Below are 21,161 nucleotides of genomic sequence, written 5' to 3'. Positions count from 1 at the left end.
TGTATCCTATTTTGATATAGCATGATGCTTATTTAATAATCATAATTTAATTTTGCACTATGTTGTTTTTCGTAAAATAAGTGAACCGTCAATTTCTAGATTTTTTGCTTCACCGGAGTATTCCTCAATTTCACTAAGCAAGTATTTGACAGTCTCTTCAACCATCTCTGTAATTGGTTGTTCCCATGTTGTGAGATTATATGTTGGCCAAGCTGCCATCTCAATATTATCAAAACCGATCACTTTCGTCTCATCTGGAATAGCAATTGCGTGCTCCTTTAATGCATCCACTACACCTAACGCCATGATATCATTTGCCACAAAAAACGCATGTGGTAATTGTTTTTTTTCTATAATTTGCTGGGTGGTATTGTACCCACCTTCATAAGTGTAGTCAGCATTATATTTTTTATAATTTACTTTATTCCCCTGCAAAATAGCACTAAATCCCGTTTCTCGTTCTCTACTTGTAGATGTATTTTCATTCCCTGAAATATAGATCATCTTGGTACAACCAATACTTAAAAGATATTCAGCAATTTGCTTACTTGCTTCATGATTGTTACAACATACGGAATAAAATTTATTATTATCTATTTTTCGATTAAACAGTACTAATGGTATACGATAATTAATAAAATCTTCTGTAACTGACAAAGAAAGTGATGCATCCGTAATAACTACACCAGCCACATTATAATTCAATAATGTCTCGATATCTTCCTTTTGGATTTCATCATTATTGGTATAAACGAATAGTACACTGTAACCATGTTTTTTAAAAGAAGTGGTAAATTGCTTTAATACTTGTGGGTAGAATGGGTTTTGAACGCCCTTCATTACCAATCCAATTATTTTTGTTTGGTTAGTAATCAAACTTCGTGCAAATTCATTCGGGCGATAGCCCAGCTCCTTAGCTGCAGCTAAAACCTTTTCTCTTGTTTTCGCAGATACCGACGCACCTTCAAAATAAACTCTTGATACTGAAGATTGTGAAACACCAGCCAATTTTGCTACATCCTTGGCAGTAATTCCTTGTTTCATGATGTACATAACCTCTTTCGATCCATATTTCATCTCAACAAATTTGTTGTATGAACTGAAAACTTCTTTTTCTCTATAAAAAAACTACCTTAGAACTTGTCTGAAAGCAAGTCCTAGGTAGTCTTTTAGTTCGTTTACTTAGGCATCCACAGAAAGTGGTAATTTCGCCTCAAAAGCTTGTTGTAATTGACGCGTCCATCCACCTGGAACACCTGCACCAATTTGGTTTCCATCAACATCAATAACAGGCGTCACCTCAGAAGATACAGACGATACAATGATTTCATCCATCGTTAATAAATCAGCTTTTGTCATTGGCTCTTCCACAACAGGTAACTTTATTTCCTCTGCACATTTTAAAATGACCTGACGAGTAATACCGTTTAAAATGAAGTTATTTGCTGGGTGTGTATAAAGCTTACCGTCTTTAATCCCATAAACATTTGCTGATGAACATTCTGTTACGATATCCCCGCGATGTAAAATTGCTTCGTAGCAGCCCTTTTCAGCTGCCTCTTGTTTTGCTAATACTGCACCAAGTAAATTTAACGATTTGATATCACAGCGCAACCAACGAATATCCTCTACAAACGTAGCCTTAACCCCTTTTTCAAAGTTTTCATATGCACGTTCACCAGCTTTCACATTACCCGTTAATACAGCTGGAACACTTGCATCTGGGAAAACGTGATTACGTGAATTGGCACCACGTGTAATTTGGAAATAAACATGCCCTGTATCAAGATTATTTTTTTCAATCAGCTCATGTAATAATTTGTGTAAAACGTCTTTTGTATAAGGAATAACAAGACGAATTTTTTCGGCGCTTGCATAGAAACGATCAATATGCTCTTGTGCTGTAAACATATTTCCGTTATAAACTTTGATTACTTCATAAATACCGTCACCAAATTGATAGCCTCTATCTTCTGGTGATACTACAATGGATCCTTCTTCAACAATTTGATCATTCCATAATGAATATGCCATGCTTTGTTCATCCTTTTCGTCTTTGAGTTATTTTTTTCCTGCAAGTTCAACAATTGCTTCAGCATAAATTGCCGCTGCTTTTACAAGGTTTTCAACGACAACAAACTCATCCGCTCGATGCGCTACATCTGGCTCCCCTGGGAAGAGCATGCCAAATGCCACGCCTTTTTTCATCACACGTGCATACGTCCCACCACCAGTTGATAATAAAGGTGTTTCTGTATCTCCTGTTTGACGTCTATAGATAGCTGCTAATGTCTGGATGAATGGATCATCTTCGCTGACATAATGTGGCTTGGAGTCGTCTTGTATGTCTAGAGAAAACCCTTTTTCTACCGTTAAGCGTTGTGCTGCTGTTATTTTTTCATCGAATGGATAGGAAACTGAATAGCGCATACTAATTACTAAACTGCCGCCTTTATGGACATTATAGCTTACGATCCCTGGATTTAATGTTGTTTGTCCTGACATTGTATCCTCAAACTGCAGATCGAGCTGACTACCATAATGATCCTGATAAAAAACATCTGCAATAAAGTCGACAAATTGTTTACTTGCTTCTGTCGTCAACTCTTGTTGTAAAAATGCTGCAAGATAAACAGCTGCATTGATACCTTTATCTGGTTCCATTGCATGGGCTGCTTTACCTTTGATAGTTATTATATAGCGAGAGTCCTCCATTAATAAAGAGCCTTCTAGCTGATTTTTACTTAAAAATGTTTGAAAATTCTGTTCGAATGATACTGTTACGTGCTGAATCGTCGCTTTTGCAAAATCAGGTACCATATTTGGGCGCTTTCCTGCATTAAATAGTAGTAGTTGTTCTTTCGTTGCATCACCCACTTTATTTTGAGAGAACACAAGCTCTGCAATGCCCTTTTCTGCATTGATGAGCGGGAAATCCGCATCTGGTGCAAAACCAATTGTCGGCATTTCCTCCTGTTTAAAATAGTGGTCGACACAGCGGAATCCTGTTTCTTCGTCTGTACCAATAATCATTCGTACTCTTTTTTCTAACGGAATACCTGCATCTTTCACAAGCTTCATGGCCATCCATGCCGCAATCGTAGGCCCTTTATCGTCAATCGCACCACGTGCAAATAATTTACCATCAGCTACTGTGCCGCTGAAAGGAGGGTAAGTCCAATCTGCTTCTTCTCCAATTGGGACAACATCAACATGACATAAAATACCAAGTAAATCTTCACCAGTTCCCATTTCAATATGTCCAGCATAATTATTAACATTTTTCGTGAGCAGGCCTTCATTTTGACCTTTTGCTAGTAACCATTCAAGCGCTTGAAGTGGACCATCTCCAAAAGGTACTTCAGTAGTTATTGTATCCTCATCGAGCACACTATTTATTTGCACAAGCTCCTGTAACTCTTGTATTAATTCGTCTTGCCTTTCTTTTGCAGCTTGTAACCAATCCATACCATGTACCTCCTTCAAAGTATTAACATTATTCTACACCTTACAACATATATGACAATCAGCTTTCTGACAACTATTTTCAGTAACTTCTACTGTCACTACCATATATAGCACGTTTTTCACGTATTCCCACAAAATACAGTATAAATTTTATATATTAATTGTAAATTTCTCTTGCATTCACTAGAAAATTAAGTAGTTTTTCTATATAATAAAGTTATCAGAATAATTGTTCTGACTATAAAATTAGAAAAGGGGATGTCTAAGGCAGCTACTTATTAGCCTAAGTGCACTCCGCACATATTGTCGTCCGCTAGTCTTTGCCAAGAGAATTAAGATGAAGGAGTGGTTCATTTAATGAAACCAACTACTGATCGAATGCTTAATCGTATTAAAGACGTGTACATGTTTATTTTAGACAAAGGAACCGTGTCTACACAGGATTTAGTCGAAGAGTTTAGTATCACTCCTCGCACCGTTCAAAGAGATTTGAACGTGTTAGCCTTTAACGATTTGGTGACGAGTCCAAGTCGAGGCAGATGGACAACGACGAAGAAAAAAGTAAAATTAACGTCTTAGTTTTACGTTTTGTACGTAAAGCATTATGTATGGAAAAAGAATGACCTTTCGTCGGGGTCATTCTTTTTTGTCGTTAGAAGATTATTAGATTTTTCACCCAGTTTGCTGACTGACTTTTCCAGCTTGCTTTCTGTGTAAAGTCATTATTATCATCACTTTTTCAATCTTCGATCTATGTAAAGCGATGATTTTTATCTCACTTCTATTCATCTATATAAAGCAATTATTTATATTGCTCCTTTACCCTTCAATCTGCGCTTCACATCTTAGCATAGCAACATAAATCCACGCGCCATTATCTGCTCTGTGCTCTTTCAAGATTATTTTAACTATTTACAGTTGCTTAACAATCCGTTAAACTCGAAACATTCTAAATGTTGAGAGGAGGATTTTATATGACTTTGTCAAAGCTGTTTCATCCATTAGTTTGGATTATTTTAGGTGGAACAATTTTCACACGTATTGCAAGCTTTATGGCAATGCCTTTTTTAGCTATTTATTTACATAATGAAATTCAAGCCTCTCCCTTACAAATTGGATTGACCATTGGTATCGCGCCGCTCATTTCCACAGTAGGTGGATTTTTCGGGGGTTATTTAACAGATCGCTTTGGTAGAAAAAGCGTTATTCTATTAACAATTATCGTTTGGAGTCTTGTGTTCTTTGGCTTCGCAACGGTTCATGCTGTTTGGCTTTTTATTCTATTCAATGCTTTGAATGGTCTTTGTCGATCATTTTTTGAACCTTCCACACAGGCATTGATGATTGACTTTACACCTGCCGATAAGCGAAAAAGACTATTTTCCTTACGTTATACGGCCATTAATATTGCGGCGGTTATTGGTCCTATTATTGGCGTGTATATCTCACAGCTCTCCAGTCCCAGTATCCCTTTTATGCTGACAGGGATGATGTATATTATTTACGCAGTCTTTTTATTTTTTGTCTTAAATCGCTATCAAATGCAGCAACCCAAAGCGGTTACACAAACAAAAATACTCAGTACATTCACAATTCTTTTGACAAATCGTGTGCTACTTAGCTTCATATTGGGAGCCATTTTAATCAATATTGGTTACTCGCAATTTGACTCAACGCTACCACAAATTATCGAATTAAAGATTGATGAAGGCGCAAAACTTTATTCGTTATTAATCTCTCTTAATGCAGCAGTGGTGTTATTACTACAATTACCTATTAGTATAGTATCAGAGCGTTTTTCATCTACAGCAACATTATTAGTAGGTGTACTGTTCTTTGCTATTGGATTATGTATGTTTGGATTCTCCAATAATTATACACTCTATATCATTGCCATGATTATTTTTACCATAGGTGAAATCTTTGCCTTCCCTACAATGAATGTCATGATTGATGAAATTGCGCCAGATACTCAAAAGGCAACCTATTTAGGTGCTGCACAATTTAAAAATTTAGGTGGCTTTATTGGCCCAATAATAGGCGGTTTGCTCTTGACGCATTATATGAACGCTATGTTTCCAGTCATCGCTGTTCTTGTTTTATGTAGTTGTATCTTTTATAGAACAAAAATAGCTGCTCATTAATAAACGCCCCATTGCTATCAAAATAGCTAATTATGCTATCGATAGAATGGGGCGTTTTTTAACTATTATAACCCTCGTCAGCAGCGACCTCTGCAAAACTAGAATATTGATCCTTACCAGCATTTTTGGATTGATAAAGCGCTTTATCGGCCCGTTCAAATAAGCTCATTTCTGTATCCTCAGCATGGTTATAAATGGCTCCGCCCATACTCACAGACAACACAGACCATTTCTCGCTAGCATGGCCATCATATCTAACTGACCTTATTTGAGTCAAAATGGCCTCTGCCATGTGTTGCATCTGTTCCTCTGTTGTATCGTATAAAACAATGGCAAATTCATCCCCACCGAAGCGTACGACAAAGCCACTTTGTTTCACAACATGCTTTAAAATCTTTGCTGTTTGAATGAGGATATGATCTCCTTCTACATGACCAAATTGATCGTTTACTTGTTTAAAGTTATCTAAATCAATTAACAATAAACCTGGCACATTCAATTTTCTTTTTCTTAATAAATTATCAATTTTCCTAATATATGTAGCACGGTTATAGACACCAGTTAACGGATCGAAGGTAGCTAGGTGTATTGTTTTAGATAAAATTTTATTAATAACTAACAGCATAATAAAGGATGTTAGTAGGGCGATAAACAGTAGAATCCAAAATTGTTTCGTATTTTTTTGGAGAGCTTCCATTTTAGTGAAATTGATAAATTTCACATAGACAATTCTTTTGGATGACTCCCCTCTGACTGTCTCTGCTTCATAGGGCAGAAAACGATGTGTTTCTATATAACCATTGTCTAATGCCTTTTCATACTCAACTGGCTCCATTGTTTTCTTTGCTAGCTCGAAGTATTCTTGAAATTTCTTAGATTGCTCCTGTACAGTGATTTTCTTTGATCTCGAATCATTAAAGAAAACGCCACCTGCATTAATGGCTTGCACATCCACTAAATCAATATACTTACCAATTAAGTACTGTGCAGTTTTCTCAAAATTAAAGGTTTGGAAGACAGGATCATTTAGTAGGTCTATACCTAACTCAAACAAATATTTCTTATCATGTGTTGCTAGATAGCCAAATTTTCGATATTCGCCTGTTGATGTTGAAATATCAATTCCATCTGTAAAAAATTCGCCGCTAGCGCGCCTTTCATCCAATAAAGTAGAAAAACGTTGACAGCAAAGCGAGAAATCCAAGCCAATATCTTTGGCAAAAGTCGTGTAAACCACTGTATTGGATTGATCCACTATGTAAATATCCATGCCATGCTTCTTTTTCATTTGCTGCAAATCCCAAGTAGCTACATTAGGGTTTTCATGGTAATAGTTTTTTAACTGTCTAAGCTCCTGTTCCATTTTGTCTGACATATTATTATCAAAATAAAAATGGGCGTTATCAACAGTTTGCATATCTGTCAAAATATGATTTTCAATTAATATTTTATTCATGCTCACTTGTTTCTCTATCTCTGTTACCAGTATTTGCCGGTTCACATATGAAATAACAGCAACAAGTATGACTGCAAATGCTATTAAAGATAGTAATAATTTAATACGCAGGTTCTTCATTTAATTGTCCTCTACTTATTTATACCATCGTCTTTTGGGGAACATTTCAAATATGATACATTCTATGACTATATCACAATAACTCATTTCATATTATACAGTTACAGTCATATTACTGTATATTAAAATCCCCGATGCTATGTGAGACATCGGGGAATAATATGTTTAATGATTGTTTTGTAAACCGTTTAGCTCTTCAGTAGTGAGTTCACGATATTCACCTAACGCTAGATTTTCATCTAATATCAGGCTTCCCATAGAAATACGCTTTAAATATGTTACACGTTTTCCTACAGCCTCAAACATTCGCTTTACCTGATGAAATTTGCCTTCTTGAATCGTTAGCTCTATTTCAGATTGCTGTGCAGACTTTAAGATCACAAGCTTTCCAGGCTTTGTAACATAGCCATCATCTAGCTCAACACCATTTGCAAATTTCTCGGCATCTTCTTCTGTCACAACGCCTTCAATCTGTGCGTAATAAACTTTCGGCACATGCTTTTTGGGAGACAATAAATTATGAGCTAATTGACCATCGTTTGTTAATAAGAGCAACCCTTCTGTGTCTTTATCTAATCGACCCACAGGAAACGGTTGAAAATGCTGATGTAATGGCTCTAATAAATCAATGACTGTTTCATCTCTTAAATCTTCAGTGGCAGAAATAACACCAGGTGGTTTATTCATTATAAAATAAACAAATTCTGTATAAACAACGCGCTCTCCAAACACTGATACAATTTGCTTTTCTGGATCTACGTGTAAAGCTGCGTCCTTGACATAAGCACCGTCTACTGTGACTGCTTTTTGCTTTAATAGCTGCTTCACTTCCTTACGAGAGCCGTACCCCATATTTGCTAGTAATTTATCTAAACGCATCGTTCCACTCCTATTTCAATCCCAGTTTACTCATAATACGGGTTAATCGTTCACCTAATAGCTTTTGGGCTAAACCTAGGCGTAATGATAAAAAGCCATAAACAGCCGCACCAACACCCGCACAAATAATTGAGAATAATAAAGCTGAGAATTTACTATCAACTGGTCCCATTAGTAATTCCAATAATTTATGCACAATCAGCACGCTAATGGCCATCGCCATTGTCAATAAAGCAATTAGCATGACACGACGCACAACCATTTCTGATCGATAATTCAATGTTTTTCGTAACACAAGCATATTAATGATAATCGAAACACTATAGCCAATAGCTGTAGCTACTATAGCACCATCTGCCTCTAACCAGCGAATTAAAGGAATATTTAATGCTAGTTTTACGAAAATTCCAGATAATAAGCTGAAAACAATCCACTTTTGAAAATCAATGCCTTGAAGTAAGGCTGCTGTGACTTGGAATAACGCAAATAAAATCGCAACAGGTGCATAATGCGCTAAAATGGTTGCCCCCATTTCGCTTTCTGAATAAAGCATAAAATAAATTTCATTGGCTAATAGAGAAATACCAACCACAGCTGGCAATGTAATAAAGATTAAAATTTGATAGGTTTTATCCATTGCATGGCGGAGGGCTAAATACTCCCCCTGTGTAAAATACTTTGTAATTGTTGGTACAAGCGCCATCGAAAATCCAGTCGCTAGCATAACAGGGATGATAACAACTTTATGTGTCATAAAGTTAATCATTGATAAATAAGTATCTGTTACTTCTGCTAAACCAATGGACGTCATTGCTCCATTAAACGTAAGCATGTCGACTAATTGGAATAACGGATTTGCCACCCCTACAAACACCATTGGGATGGAATAGGTAATCACTTCTTTATAAATATTGGACATTGGTAGCTGTGTGGAAGTCACACTTTGGCTACGTAATAAGTTAAATTCAGGCTGATATTTTTTCCAGTAATAATAAAGAACACCTAATCCACCGATTGCCCCGATAAATGCAGCAAACACAGCAAAGGAGATGGCTGTCTCTGGTTTTCCTTTAAACACAATCACCACTAGGAACGACCCACCAAGTAACACAACAATCCGCACAATTTGTTCTACCAATTGTGAAACGGCAGTAGGCTCCATTTTGTCGTAGCCTTGGAAGAAGCCACGCCATAGACTCATAAATGGTACTACGATTAAGGCAAAACTAACCCATCGTATTACTGAAGCAATTTGTTCAACTGTAAAGACCTGTTCCTCACTCTTAATAACTAGCCCTGCAATTGGCGTAGCAAGTAAAAAGAGGGCAATAAATGCTGCAAAGCCAGTCATCATCATAATAAGAATGCCCGATTTCATCAGCTTGCGACCAGATTGATAATCTCCCATGGCATTATATTTGGATACAAATTTAGAGACGGCTATTGGCGCACCTGAAATGGCGATTGCCAGCATAATTGAATAGGGAATATATGCATATTGGTAAAGCGCAATGTTCTTCTCGCCAACAATTGCATAAAACGGAAAAATATAAATTAATCCGAGTACCTTCGATAAAAACATCCCCATTGTTAATATCGCAGTACCTTTCATTAAATTGGACATCATACCCATCCATTCATTGTAAAATAAATATTATTATCGTAACACTTCAAAGGATACTTATAAAACTTTTTCGTTTTAAAACAAACGATATGCAAGCGCTGTCACCCTAAGAGCAATAAAGTAAACCAACTGTAATCTTAACATATTTATAGGAAATGAGACGCATAAAAACACCAAAAAGTTCATTCATAAAGAAACTTGATGAAAAAAGGCCTTAAAATAATCGGTGAGGAATTGAACATCCCCACCGATTTAGGTATTTCTTATACCATGTCCACAAAGAACTTTTTATACCATACTAGGAATACATAAACTGTCCAAATATAACGACCGCGATTTGCTTTCCCTTCGTAGTGCTCATCTAGATAGCCAACTAATTGTTTTGTATCAAAAAATTCATTTGCAAAGTCAGTTGTAAACATTTCTTTTACCATACTGTAATACTTTTCTTCACGTAACCAGTGACGAATTGGCACTGGGAATCCAAGCTTCGGACGCTTTGCCCATTCTTCTGGCAATTCCTGATGCGCAGCTTGACGTAGAACATATTTTGTATCGATATCATTCACACGGTATCGTGATGGAATATTTTTCGCTAACTCCATTACTTCTTTATCTAAAAATGGTACACGTAATTCAATTGAGTGTGCCATACTCATTTTATCTGCCTTTAATAAAATATCACCAGGCATCCAAAGATTTAGATCTAGATACTGCATTTTTGTCACATCATCATCGCCAGGTACTTCATCATAAATACGTTTTGTAATCGATTTTACAGATGGCGCATTTTTATAAGCTGGCTTTAAAACATTAATAGCATCCACTTCATCCCAAACTACCGCTTCCCCAATAAAGCGCTCTTCTACTGTTTGAGCACCTTTGATAAGGAAATTCGTGTATTGATTTTTCGGTAGGGCTTCTGCCATTCCACGTAATGTTTTACGAAGACCTAATGGTAATTTTTCATATTTTTGCATTCTTCCAGAGTTTTGATACCAAGCATACCCACCAAAAATTTCATCAGCACCTTCACCTGATAGGACAACCGTTACATCTTTTGAAGCAAGCTCCGAAAGGAAGTAAAGTGGCACTGAGGATGGATTGGATTGTGGTTCATCCATATGCCATTGAATTTTAGGTAGCGCTTCAAAGCACTCATCTGCGGTAATGTATCTACGTTCATTTTGAATATTCAACGTATCTGATAAATCTTTTGCAAGATTTGTCTCATTGAACATATCTTCATAGTCCGCAAACCCGACTGAGAAGGATTTATCTGGGCGTAATAAAGACGTAATATAACTAGAGTCAATACCACCCGATAAGAATGAACCTACTTTTACATCACTGATTTGATGGGCCTCTACAGATTCTTTAACAGTTGAACGAATTTCTTCAATATATTTTTCGATTGGTGCTTCTTTTGCATGGAATTTTTTATCCCAATATTGCACGATTTGCTTTTGTCCATTTTGAATCAGCATATAGTGTGCTGGTGGTAATTTAAAGACACCTTTAAAGAATGTTTCATCCATAGATGAATACTGGAATGTTAAATATGGGCGAAGTGCCTGTTTATTTAACTCTTTAATAAATGATGGGTGTGGTAAAAACGATTTAATCTCAGAGCCAAAGATAAACGTACCGTCTGTTGTATGCTCAGAATAATACAATGGTTTGATCCCAAAGCCATCGCGCGCAATGAATTGTAAATCATTCTTTTTATCCCAAATACAGAAGGCGAACATCCCACGCAGTTTCTTCACAAAATCTACGCCATATTCTACATAGCCATAAATAATGACTTCACTATCCGACTGCGTTTTAAACGTATGACCTTTTTCAATAAGATCTGCACGCAGCTCTTGGAAGTTAAAAATTTCTCCATTAAATACAAGCACAATATTACCATCTGCACTATATAATGGTTGATTTGCTACGTCTGATAAGTCAATAATACTTAATCGACGGAAACCTAACGTTACTTTATCGTCACTATGAATACCACCGCTATCTGGTCCACGGTGAATAATTGTATTCATCATATTTTCTATCGTCTGATGATGATCAATCACATTTGTTCCATTAATATAACCTATAAATCCGCACATTCTATTTTTCACCTCATAATTTAGTGCATAACCTTTACCATAATAGCACGAAAAGACATTCATTTCATGCTGACAATGCTAATAAAGGAAAACTTTCATTCATCCAATTGTATAACAAAGAATATTGTGTTTCATTCTACTGTATAAGCTCTTCATCCCAAAAGAAGAGATAAAGAATTATAAAACACTTTTCTATTATTTTCAATGTCAAAGAAAGTCCCTCTCTATATAGACTTCATGTATAATAGGAAAGATTCCTAATTTGAACAGAAAGTGAGTTTCTAACTATGTATGATGTAATCGTGATTGGTGGTGGCCCATCTGGTTTAATGGCGGCGATTGCTGCTGGAGAGCGCAAAAAGAAGGTGTTATTGTTAGAAAAAGGCACAAAACTAGGCAAGAAATTGGCCATTTCTGGCGGAGGACGCTGTAATGTTACAAATCGTTTGCCTGTTGAAGAAATTGTGAAGCATATACCCGGTAATGGCCGTTTTCTCTATAGTCCATTTACCGTTTATAATAATGAAGATATAATTGCATTTTTTGAAGGGCTTGGTGTCGCCCTAAAGGAAGAGGACCACGGTAGAATGTTCCCTGTATCCAATCGCGCACAAGATGTCGTTGATGCGCTGATTAGACAGCTACAACGTCTTCATATTGAAGTTCGTTTACACACAGCTGTCAGTAAGCTTCTAATGGATGAAGATAAAATTTTGGGTGTACGTCTTGCTGATGGCACCGAAGTCCGTAGTCAAGCAGTCGTTGTAGCCGTTGGGGGCAAGGCGGTTCCACAAACAGGCTCAACAGGTGATGGCTATCCTTGGGCTGAACGTGCGGGTCATACAATCACTACCTTATTCCCAACAGAAGTTCCTGTTATTTCAAAAGAAGATTTTATTCAAGCACGTGAGCTACAAGGACTAGCATTGCGTGATGTTGCTGTCTCCGTGCTAAATAAAAAAGGCAAGATACTCGTCACCCATCAAATGGATATGCTCTTTACCCATTTTGGTTTAAGTGGTCCTGCTATTTTGCGTTGTAGTCAATTCGTTGTGAAAGAATTAATGAAAACAGGCTATGAGCCCGTGACAATGCGTATTCAAACACTGGTACATTATAATGAAGAAACATGTCTACAATATTTAAATAAATTAATAAAAGAAGATCCGAAAAAGGCTGTGAAAAATGTTTGGAAAGGCATAGCACCTGAACGATGGCTCTTGTTCTTATGTGAGCGAGCACATATTGATGTTCAATTGACGGGCGTTGAATTATCCCAAGAGAAAATTCGTCAGCTAGCACGTTTACTAGTAAACTTCACGTTAACAGTGAGTGGCACACAGTCACTTGATAAGGCGTTTGTAACAGGTGGCGGTGTCTCTGTAAAAGAAATCGAGCCAAAAACAATGGCCTCAAAGAAAAAAGAAGGACTGTTCTTTTGTGGAGAAATTCTTGATATTCATGGCTATACAGGCGGCTATAACATCACTTCAGCCCTCGTAACGGGACGTATTGCAGGAATGCATGCGGCATTATAATAGGAGAAAAAGCGTGTCCGTGGAACAACGGACACGCTTTTTTAGCTTTCACTAGACATATAAACTTCTTCAAATGGTTGGATAATAACAAAGCCCTCACCAGAAAACGCCATTTGGATGGATTCTCCACTGCCTCGGCCGATAAATGTACGGAAGCTAATATCTGTTTTAAATTCAGGTGTTAAGTTGCCTGACCATGCGACAGTAGCATGTGGATCTGTATATACAGTTTCACCTGGTTTCACTAATAATGTCAGTGGCTCAAAATGAGTTGTAATCGCAACCTTCCCTGTTCCTTGAAGGGTTACATTAAATAAGCCACCTGACATGATGCCAGCCATTTTACGCATCAAACGTATATCCCATTCGATGCTAGGCTCAAAGGCAAGTAAATCATTGCCATTGACACAAATACTGTCGTTTTTCAAATCAAAAACAGTTACTTTCTTCCCTTGGTCCGCTAAATAGAGTCTGCCCTTTCCGCTAGCTTTCATCAATTGCGTACCTTCACCCGTTAAAGCCTTTTTAAACATTTTGCCAAGACCATGCTCTAACACACGCTCACGTTCAAATTTAATATCACCTGTGTAGGAAATCATAGCGCCCATTTTTGACCACACTTCACCGTTTAGATTAACCTCTAATACACGTTCAGTTTCCAATTCAAAATAATCATTCTCATTATCGTCCTGCTGTGTTTTATGAACAAATTCATCTAAAGAAAATTTCCCCATGATTGATCCCTCCCTAATTACTTTATATACGTTGATCTTTGAGAAAAGATTCAATTTTTAATGGATTGTTCCTCACTGTACATTTCGTTACAAAATATCTCTTTTAATAACGAAATCACTTTATTTCCAGTAATGTTATTGACATCAGACATGTGCTGTTATACATTAAACAAAGAAAATACGCTTGTTATATAACAAGCACTTCGAAAAAATAACTATATAAGTGCCATCCACGAAATGACACCTATATAGTAAATTGAAAGTTCATATTATTGTGTAGCAGATACATCTCCAACATTTTGTGCTGCTTTTAAAGCTGTTTGCTTACGTACATCTGCACGTAACGTTAAGGAAATAATCAATGAAGCTGCGATTAAACCTGCGAATACATAGAATACAGGAATATAGCTTCCATACGCATTTTTGATTGCACTTACTAACAATGGTCCAAAAACTCCACCCAATGACCATGTTGTTAATAAATAGCCATGAATCACACCAAGTTGCTTTGTGCCAAATAAATCACTTGCAAATGCAGGTAGATTTGAGAACCCACCACCATAGCAACTAACAACTAAGAAGATAAGTGCTTGGAAAATAATTACGTTAGTTGTATGTGGTAAAACGATAAATGTGATTAGCTGTGCAGTAAAGAAAATAACGAAAACGTTAGAACGACCGATATAATCAGACACAGCGGCCCAGATTAAACGACCACCACCATTAAATAACCCCATAATTCCTACCATTGCGGCAGCACCTGCTACTGATAGACCGACAATTTCCTGTGCCATTGGTGAAGCAACAGAAATCATCATAATCCCTGCTGTTACATTAACTAAGTGCATGGACCAAAGCATCCAGAAGTGCTTTGTTTTAACAGCTTCTCGTGCTGACATAACAGCTAAATCTTTCTTCACTACGTCCTTACCATTATTGGCAGCTGCTTTCATATTAGCAGGCATATAACCTGGCTTAGGTGGTGCTATATATGAAGCCCCTAAAATCATTAACGTGAAGTAACTTGCCCCTAGAATAAAGTATGTTGTAGAAATGCCAACTGCCTCCATTAAGTTGGCTGCGACTGGTGCTGTAATAAGTGCACCCGATCCAAAACCAAGTACGGCCATACCTGTTGCTAGACCACGACGGTCTGGGAACCATTTTACAAGTGTTGATACAGGTGCAATATAGCCAATCCCCATTCCTAATCCACTAAGAACACCATATGTTAACCAATACATGACAACAGAATCCATTGAAATGGCTACACCAGCACCAGCTTGTCCTGCTCCAAATAAGACAGCTGCTACCATCGCCGATTTACGTGGTCCCATTTTTTCTACTAAACTACCAAATAATGCAGCTGAGAAACCAGCTAATCCCATCATAATGGTAAAGGCAATCGTTACCTTTGTTTCACTCCATCCCATTTCTGTGACAATCGGTAGCTTGTATACACTGTATGCATAGGCTCCACCGATTGAAAGGTGAATAGCGATTGCAGATAATGCAATTAACCATCTATTTTTATTCATAAATTCTCATTTCTCCCCTCTTTTGCTACCTGTGAAAATTCTATGAACGTCCATGTAAAACAATTTACCACTTAGAATTATTCAAATGCAAGATGTTTTTCTAAAAAATATTATTTCTCCAAAAAGTTTTTTATTCTTTTCTTAAAAATTAAAATCAAACAAACCTTACAGCCTCTAAGAAAAATAAAGTTTTACAAACTAAAAAATCTACATATACTAGATTTTATTATTTTTCTACTCTACTTTATCGTTATATATTAATTATTCTTGAATAATTAATTTTGTGTATATATTCACATACTGTTTATGAATAAAATCTTAATTAGAATATTAATTCTATTATTTATCTACAGAAAGAACGTTTTCTTTAGTTTATTTACGCTAGAATTTTTAAGAACAGAAGAGAAATTCGGAACTATTTTCTACAAGATTTTCACTTTTATATGTATGAATGAAAAGCTGATTCCCGTCTTTTATTTCCATATTTTTTATCTTATTCAAAAAATCAACAATACAATCAATGTATATTTCAAATTATTTATTGAAAGTGAACTATTTTTTATTATTCAAATATATATATTAGAGTGCAATTTTCTGGCATATATACGCCACTACAACAAGATAAATCATATTTATCATTCGTTTTGTTATACTACACAATAATAAAAATGCTCTTCAACAAATCTTGTATTACAACAGCTATGTTATTTATGGTAATTTAGTATAAACTAAGAATTTTTAGTATGTTTTAAGGTAAACATGCTTATTTTGTAGAATAGGGGTGATGAATGTATAAAAGAAAGCTAATAGCTATCGCTCTTTTATATGTCTATGAAAAATATATCTTTACGTCTAAAAATGTTTATTTTTTCATTTATTATTGTCCTTTTTTCTATAGCAACAAGTGGTGCTATCATGATCCATAACCTTTCGGGTGCATTTGAGAAAGAATTTGGAGCACGAGCCATTGCTATCGCGAGAACCGTTTCACAACTGACAGAGGTACAAAATAATGTTGGGAAGCCGAATGGATTTGAAGTTATTCAACCCATTGCAGAGAGAATTCGTTTAACAACTGATGTTGATTATATCGTGATTATTGATATGAAGAAAATCCGCTATTCTCACCCTTCTGAGAGCAAACTCGGCACAGTTTTTGAGGGTGGAGACGAAATAGAAGCTTTTTCACAGCATGAATACATATCAAAAGCTCAGGGAGTGCTTGGCTATTCCATCCGTGCATTCGTTCCTATCATGAATGAAGAAGGTACACAACAAGTTGGTGTTATTACAGTTGGGTTACTTACCCCAAAATGGTACAACCTACTAGATGAATATCAATTTGATATATTGATTTCTCTTTTTTGGGGACTAGCTATTGGATTAGGTGGTTCAGTCTGGGTAGCTAATCACCTAAAGCGTCAAACATTTAATTTAGAGCCATACGAAATCGCTCGCTTAGTGGAAGAGCGATCTGGCATTATACAGGCAATGGATATTGGTATATTAGCAACCGACGAAAGCGGTAATGTATCATTTATTAACCGCCTCGCAAGGCAATATACTCATTTCTTTGAACAGAGAATTTCTCGCAAAGAATTATTTAATGGGACATGGCTTGCGGAAGACATTTTACAGCAGCATGAAATATATAGACCTTTACTTATACATGACCAGATGTATTTAGTACGCACCTTCCCTATTCGAATTTTAGATCAAAATGCCGGATACCTTATAATGTTAACGGATCGTAAAGAGGCAAATATGTTAGCTGAAGAATTAACAGGGATTAAAATGCTTGTGGATTCCTTACGAGCTCAACAGCATGAATATATGAACCGTTTACATAGTATTGCAGGATTAATTCAACTAGACCGTAATGATGAAGCTCTGAGTCTTATTATTGATGAAATTACGGATGAAGAGGAAATTATACAAATTTTACATGATAAAATACTTGATTACTCGATTCAAGGTTTACTACTTGGGAAGTACTCGCGAGCAAAAGAACTCGGCGTGGAACTGACCATTGATGATGATTCAAAGCTAGACGATATTATGAGCGGTTTTTCTAGTGGTGATTTGGTAACTATAATTGGGAATTTGCTTGATAACGCGATGGAAGCATGCTTTGAGTGTACGTATAAAGATGTACGATTAACGTTAATTGGCGATAAGCATTATCTATATATAGAAGTACAGGATAGTGGCATGGGGATAATAGGTTTACCGAAACGAATTTTCGAATATGGTTTTACTACCAAACAAAAGGAAGGACATGGTATTGGCCTTGCACTTGTTAAACAAATTGTAGAATCTAATAACGGAAATATACAAGTTGAATCAACGTTCAATATTGGTACAAATATTACTATTGAGGTAGGGGTGATAGAAGAACAATGAGTAAACTTTCAGTTTTTATTGTAGAAGATGATCCAATGGTGCTTGAAATAAATAAAGGTTTTTTAAATAAAATGGTTGGTTTTCAGCTTGTAGGCGAATCTATCACTGGTCGTGATGCTTACGAAAAAATTAAAGTAAAAAAACCAGATTTAATTTTACTAGACATGTTTTTACCAGATATGACCGGTATGGATTTATTTTTAAAACTCCGTTCAGAAAGAATTCCTTCAGATATTATTCTGATAACTGCTGCGCGAGATGCACCGACTGTTCAAGAGGCTTTACGATTTGGTGCAAGCGATTATCTCATTAAGCCCTTTCGCTTCGAACGTTTTGAAAAAGCTTTACAGCAATATAAAAATAGCTCTAAATTGTTTACTAATTGCACAGCCTTAAATCAAGAGGATATTGATAGTTGGCTAGGTATACAACAAGAGTCAAATGAATTACCTAAAGGCTTAAACAATTTAACGATGAAACAAATATTAGATTATTTAACAACATATCGAGTAGCTATAACCTCCGAGCAGCTGGCCCAAAATGTTGGAATGGCAAGGGTTACAGTTCGGAAATATTTAGATTTTTTAGCAACTAAAGGAACTGTTAGCATTGAACTACAATATGGAACAGTTGGACGACCAACGAAATATTATTCCATAAAATAATTGAGCATAAATAGTTATTAAAATAAAAACTCATATAGAATCTGCTATTTTTCTTATTATGCATAGCTTTATGATGCTTTACTATGCACATTAATAAAAGAAAAGTAAGCAGATTCTTTTTTCTCTAGCAATTATCTTGTATTATAACAATTTATCAATATAACTAATTGTTATATACCATAAATACCAAAATGTTCATTAAAACCATAATATTGAATATTTATTCGTATAAAATACAATAGAAAGCGTTCACATCTTATACAGTTAGGAGTGAATAGACATGTGGCGTAGTCCTATAAAAGTACTTTTCTTAAACTTATGTTTTTTAACCATCCTCATAGGTTGTCAACAGCAGACCTATCCAACTGACAATGAGCAATTAAGTCATGAAGAACAAATTGTCATTCGCTTTTCACATGTTGTAGGTGAAAACACACCTAAAGGAATGGCAGCAATTAAATTTGCAGAGCTTATTAAGGAACGAAGTAATGGTCATGTAGAAATTCAAGTTTTCCCGAATGGCGTACTGTACAAGGATGGCGAGGAGATGAATGCTCTTTTAAGAGGAGATATTCAGATGATTGCCCCTGCCATTTCAAAAATAACTACGTTTGTACCCGAATGGTCTGTCATGGATTTACCTTATGCATTTAAAAATGCAAAAGAAGTTCATACATATGTTGAAAGCGAAGTTGGACAATCATTAATGAAGAGATTAAATAAACACAATCTAATCTCGATGGGCGTATGGGATAGTGGCTTTAAACAGTTAAGTAATAGTATTCGTCCCATCCAAAACTTAACTGATCTACAAGGCTTACGCATGAGAATAATGCCAAGTGATATTTTAGCTGAGCAATTTTCCATTGCCGGTGCCTATCCTAGACGAATTGATTTTAATACGGTCTTCCATCAACTACAAAAAGGCAATGTTGATGGGCAAGAAAATACGCTCACTAATATTACAAGCAAAAATCTACATTCACTTCAAGATTACTTAACTATTAGTAATCATGGTTATCTAGGCTATTTGTTATTAATGAATAATGAATTTTGGAATTCCCTCCCTAAAAATGTACAGGAGCTTTTGATTGATACTCTTGAGGAAGTACAAAAATGGGAGTGGCAACAAGCAGAGAATTTAAGTACGGAAAGACTTCAGGAAATGGAAGCATGTCAATGCATACAAATTCATTATTTAACGGAGGAAGAAATAGAGGATTGGGAGAACGCCTTTAAACCTGTATACGACTATTATGCAGAAAATTATGGTTTTAAATATATTGAGGCACTTCCTAAAAATCAATTTCATTAACTAAGGTTTAAAAGGTTGCCCTTTTAACTATAAATATAAATTTTAGGGGGATATAGAATGAAAAAATGGCTTTTCATGTCATTCATGGCTTTGCTTTTAGTCGTACTTGCGGCTTGTGGTGGCGAAAAAAAAGAAGCAGCTTCTGCTCCAGCAGCTGAGGGAGATGGTGGCTACACCAAAGAAAAACCTCTTGTTATTAAATTCTCTCATGTAACTTCAATTGATAGTGTTAAAGGTAAAGCAGCTGAGGCATTTGCAAAACTAGTGGATGAAAAAACAGAAGGTAAAGTGAAAGTTGAGGTTTATCCATCCTCACAACTATATGGAGATAATGATGAATTAGATGCCTTAGTATCAGGAAATGTGCATATGATTGCTCCTTCTGTAACGAAAATGGTAAAAATCGATCCTCGTTGGCAATATGTTGATATGCCTTACCTTTTTGAAAATCAAGAGCATGCTCGTAAGTTCTTTAATTCAGATGTTGCAAAACTGATTCTAGAATCTGACCAACTAGCAGCTAACGATATTAAAGGTCTCGTTTTCTGGGAAAATGGCTTTAAACACTTTTCCAATAACAAACACCCACTTGTGACAGTGGACGATTTTAAAGGACTAAAATTCAGAGCACAAGCAGGTAAAGTTTTAGAATCGCAGTTTAAAGCTTTGAATGCTGGTTCTGCGACAATTGCATTTGGTGAAACATACGCTGCCTTACAACAAGGAACAGTAGATGGACAAGAAAACACATTTAATAACTTTGATACTCAAAAATATCAAGAAGTTCAAAAATACTTCTCCGTATCTGAACATGGTCGTCTAGACTATGCCATCTTTGTAAACAAAACATTCTGGGAAAAAATACCTTCAGAGCTATTGACAGCAGTTGAAGAATCATTGAATGAGGCAACAACGTTAGCTTGGGATTTAGCTGCGGAAGAAAACGGAAAATCATTCGAAAACATTAAAAACTCTGGTATTGAGGTCATTGAGCTATCAGATGCTGAAAAAGAAGCCATCAAAAAACAACTGGAACCAGTCTATGAAGAGTTTACTGATGTTATCACAGAAGAACTAATTAATGGTATTCGTGATTTAAAATAAACAGAGTTCTTAAAAAAACTTACTATTCCAACAATTGGTTGATGTAAGGAATAGGAAAT

General features: G+C 36.0%; 16 protein-coding genes. 7 read left to right on the top strand and 9 right to left on the bottom strand.

All coding sequences use genetic code 11. The features are described from left to right. Nucleotides 1–57: 57 nt before the first annotated feature. The 3 genes from QH639_RS04575 to pepV all read right to left on the bottom strand — a co-directional run bounded on the left by QH639_RS04575 (nucleotide 58) and on the right by pepV (nucleotide 3,468). The gene (locus tag QH639_RS04575; RefSeq protein WP_281115685.1) at nucleotides 58–1,044 is read right to left on the bottom strand and encodes a LacI family DNA-binding transcriptional regulator; all 987 of its coding nucleotides are present in this window, start codon (nucleotides 1,042–1,044) and stop codon (nucleotides 58–60) included. A 138-nt stretch (nucleotides 1,045–1,182) separates the two neighbouring features. After that, complete coding sequence (gene dat / locus QH639_RS04570; RefSeq protein WP_131521298.1) at nucleotides 1,183–2,034, bottom strand: D-amino-acid transaminase; 852 nt, start codon at nucleotides 2,032–2,034, stop codon at nucleotides 1,183–1,185. A 27-nt stretch (nucleotides 2,035–2,061) separates the two neighbouring features. Further along, a complete protein-coding gene (gene pepV, locus QH639_RS04565) occupies nucleotides 2,062–3,468 on the bottom strand; it encodes a dipeptidase PepV (protein WP_131521297.1) in 1,407 nt (468 codons plus the stop codon). Nucleotides 3,469–3,825: 357 nt separating this feature from the next. Here pepV and QH639_RS04560 point away from each other — a divergent pair, with 357 nt between their 5' ends. Both QH639_RS04560 and QH639_RS04555 read left to right on the top strand, forming a co-directional pair. Next, complete coding sequence (locus QH639_RS04560; RefSeq protein WP_004226074.1) at nucleotides 3,826–4,047, top strand: DeoR family transcriptional regulator; 222 nt, start codon at nucleotides 3,826–3,828, stop codon at nucleotides 4,045–4,047. Nucleotides 4,048–4,442: 395 nt separating this feature from the next. Further along, complete coding sequence (locus QH639_RS04555) at nucleotides 4,443–5,612, top strand: MDR family MFS transporter (RefSeq protein ID WP_281115684.1); 1,170 nt, start codon at nucleotides 4,443–4,445, stop codon at nucleotides 5,610–5,612. 58 nt (nucleotides 5,613–5,670) lie between these two features. On the opposite strand, the gene QH639_RS04550 is transcribed toward QH639_RS04555, so the two are convergent. The 4 genes from QH639_RS04550 to asnB all read right to left on the bottom strand — a co-directional run bounded on the left by QH639_RS04550 (nucleotide 5,671) and on the right by asnB (nucleotide 11,805). Further along, on the bottom strand, nucleotides 5,671–7,188 hold the full coding sequence (locus QH639_RS04550) for a diguanylate cyclase domain-containing protein (RefSeq protein ID WP_131521296.1): 1,518 nt from the start codon (nucleotides 7,186–7,188) through the stop codon (nucleotides 5,671–5,673). A gap of 165 nt (nucleotides 7,189–7,353) precedes the next feature. Further along, nucleotides 7,354–8,067 (bottom strand): pseudouridine synthase, encoded by a 714-nt coding sequence (locus tag QH639_RS04545; protein WP_131521295.1) that lies wholly within the window; start codon nucleotides 8,065–8,067, stop codon nucleotides 7,354–7,356. A gap of 10 nt (nucleotides 8,068–8,077) precedes the next feature. Continuing rightward, nucleotides 8,078–9,691: a putative polysaccharide biosynthesis protein gene (locus QH639_RS04540; RefSeq protein WP_081011001.1), complete on the bottom strand. Its 1,614-nt coding sequence runs from the start codon at nucleotides 9,689–9,691 to the stop codon at nucleotides 8,078–8,080. A gap of 263 nt (nucleotides 9,692–9,954) precedes the next feature. Next, a complete protein-coding gene (asnB, locus tag QH639_RS04535; RefSeq protein ID WP_131521294.1) occupies nucleotides 9,955–11,805 on the bottom strand; it encodes an asparagine synthase (glutamine-hydrolyzing) in 1,851 nt (616 codons plus the stop codon). 287 nt (nucleotides 11,806–12,092) lie between these two features. Between asnB and QH639_RS04530 the strand changes: the two genes are divergently transcribed. Then, on the top strand, nucleotides 12,093–13,343 hold the full coding sequence (locus QH639_RS04530) for a BaiN/RdsA family NAD(P)/FAD-dependent oxidoreductase (RefSeq protein WP_259419430.1): 1,251 nt from the start codon (nucleotides 12,093–12,095) through the stop codon (nucleotides 13,341–13,343). 41 nt (nucleotides 13,344–13,384) lie between these two features. Here the strand turns inward: QH639_RS04530 and QH639_RS04525 are convergent, their stop codons facing one another. Both QH639_RS04525 and QH639_RS04520 read right to left on the bottom strand, forming a co-directional pair. Next, the gene (locus tag QH639_RS04525; RefSeq protein ID WP_036118779.1) at nucleotides 13,385–14,077 is read right to left on the bottom strand and encodes an AIM24 family protein; all 693 of its coding nucleotides are present in this window, start codon (nucleotides 14,075–14,077) and stop codon (nucleotides 13,385–13,387) included. 269 nt (nucleotides 14,078–14,346) lie between these two features. Then, nucleotides 14,347–15,615 (bottom strand): L-lactate MFS transporter, encoded by a 1,269-nt coding sequence (locus QH639_RS04520; protein WP_004226054.1) that lies wholly within the window; start codon nucleotides 15,613–15,615, stop codon nucleotides 14,347–14,349. Between the two features lie 915 nt (nucleotides 15,616–16,530). On the opposite strand from QH639_RS04520, the gene QH639_RS04515 reads away from it, so the two are divergent. The 4 genes from QH639_RS04515 to QH639_RS04500 all read left to right on the top strand — a co-directional run bounded on the left by QH639_RS04515 (nucleotide 16,531) and on the right by QH639_RS04500 (nucleotide 21,102). After that, entirely contained in the window at nucleotides 16,531–18,018 is a 1,488-nt protein-coding gene (locus QH639_RS04515; protein ID WP_131521292.1) for an ATP-binding protein, read from the top strand. Beyond that, a complete protein-coding gene (locus tag QH639_RS04510; RefSeq protein WP_131521291.1) occupies nucleotides 18,015–18,683 on the top strand; it encodes a response regulator in 669 nt (222 codons plus the stop codon). Before QH639_RS04515 ends, QH639_RS04510 begins: the two co-directional genes overlap by 4 nt. Before the next feature lie 280 nt (nucleotides 18,684–18,963). After that, nucleotides 18,964–19,998 carry a DctP family TRAP transporter solute-binding subunit gene (locus tag QH639_RS04505; RefSeq protein WP_131521290.1) on the top strand — a complete coding sequence of 345 codons (1,035 nt, stop codon included), beginning with the start codon at nucleotides 18,964–18,966 and terminating at the stop codon, nucleotides 19,996–19,998. 57 nt (nucleotides 19,999–20,055) lie between these two features. Next, the gene (locus QH639_RS04500; RefSeq protein WP_131521289.1) at nucleotides 20,056–21,102 is read left to right on the top strand and encodes a DctP family TRAP transporter solute-binding subunit; all 1,047 of its coding nucleotides are present in this window, start codon (nucleotides 20,056–20,058) and stop codon (nucleotides 21,100–21,102) included. Nucleotides 21,103–21,161 lie beyond the last annotated feature (59 nt).

The sequence above is a fragment of the Lysinibacillus sp. 1 U-2021 genome, from assembly GCF_029916965.1.
GTDB classification, from domain to species: Bacteria; Bacillota; Bacilli; order Bacillales_A; family Planococcaceae; genus Lysinibacillus; species Lysinibacillus capsici.
Note: the sequence above shows the minus strand (reverse complement) of the source record. Positions and strands in the feature narration are given on the sequence as shown.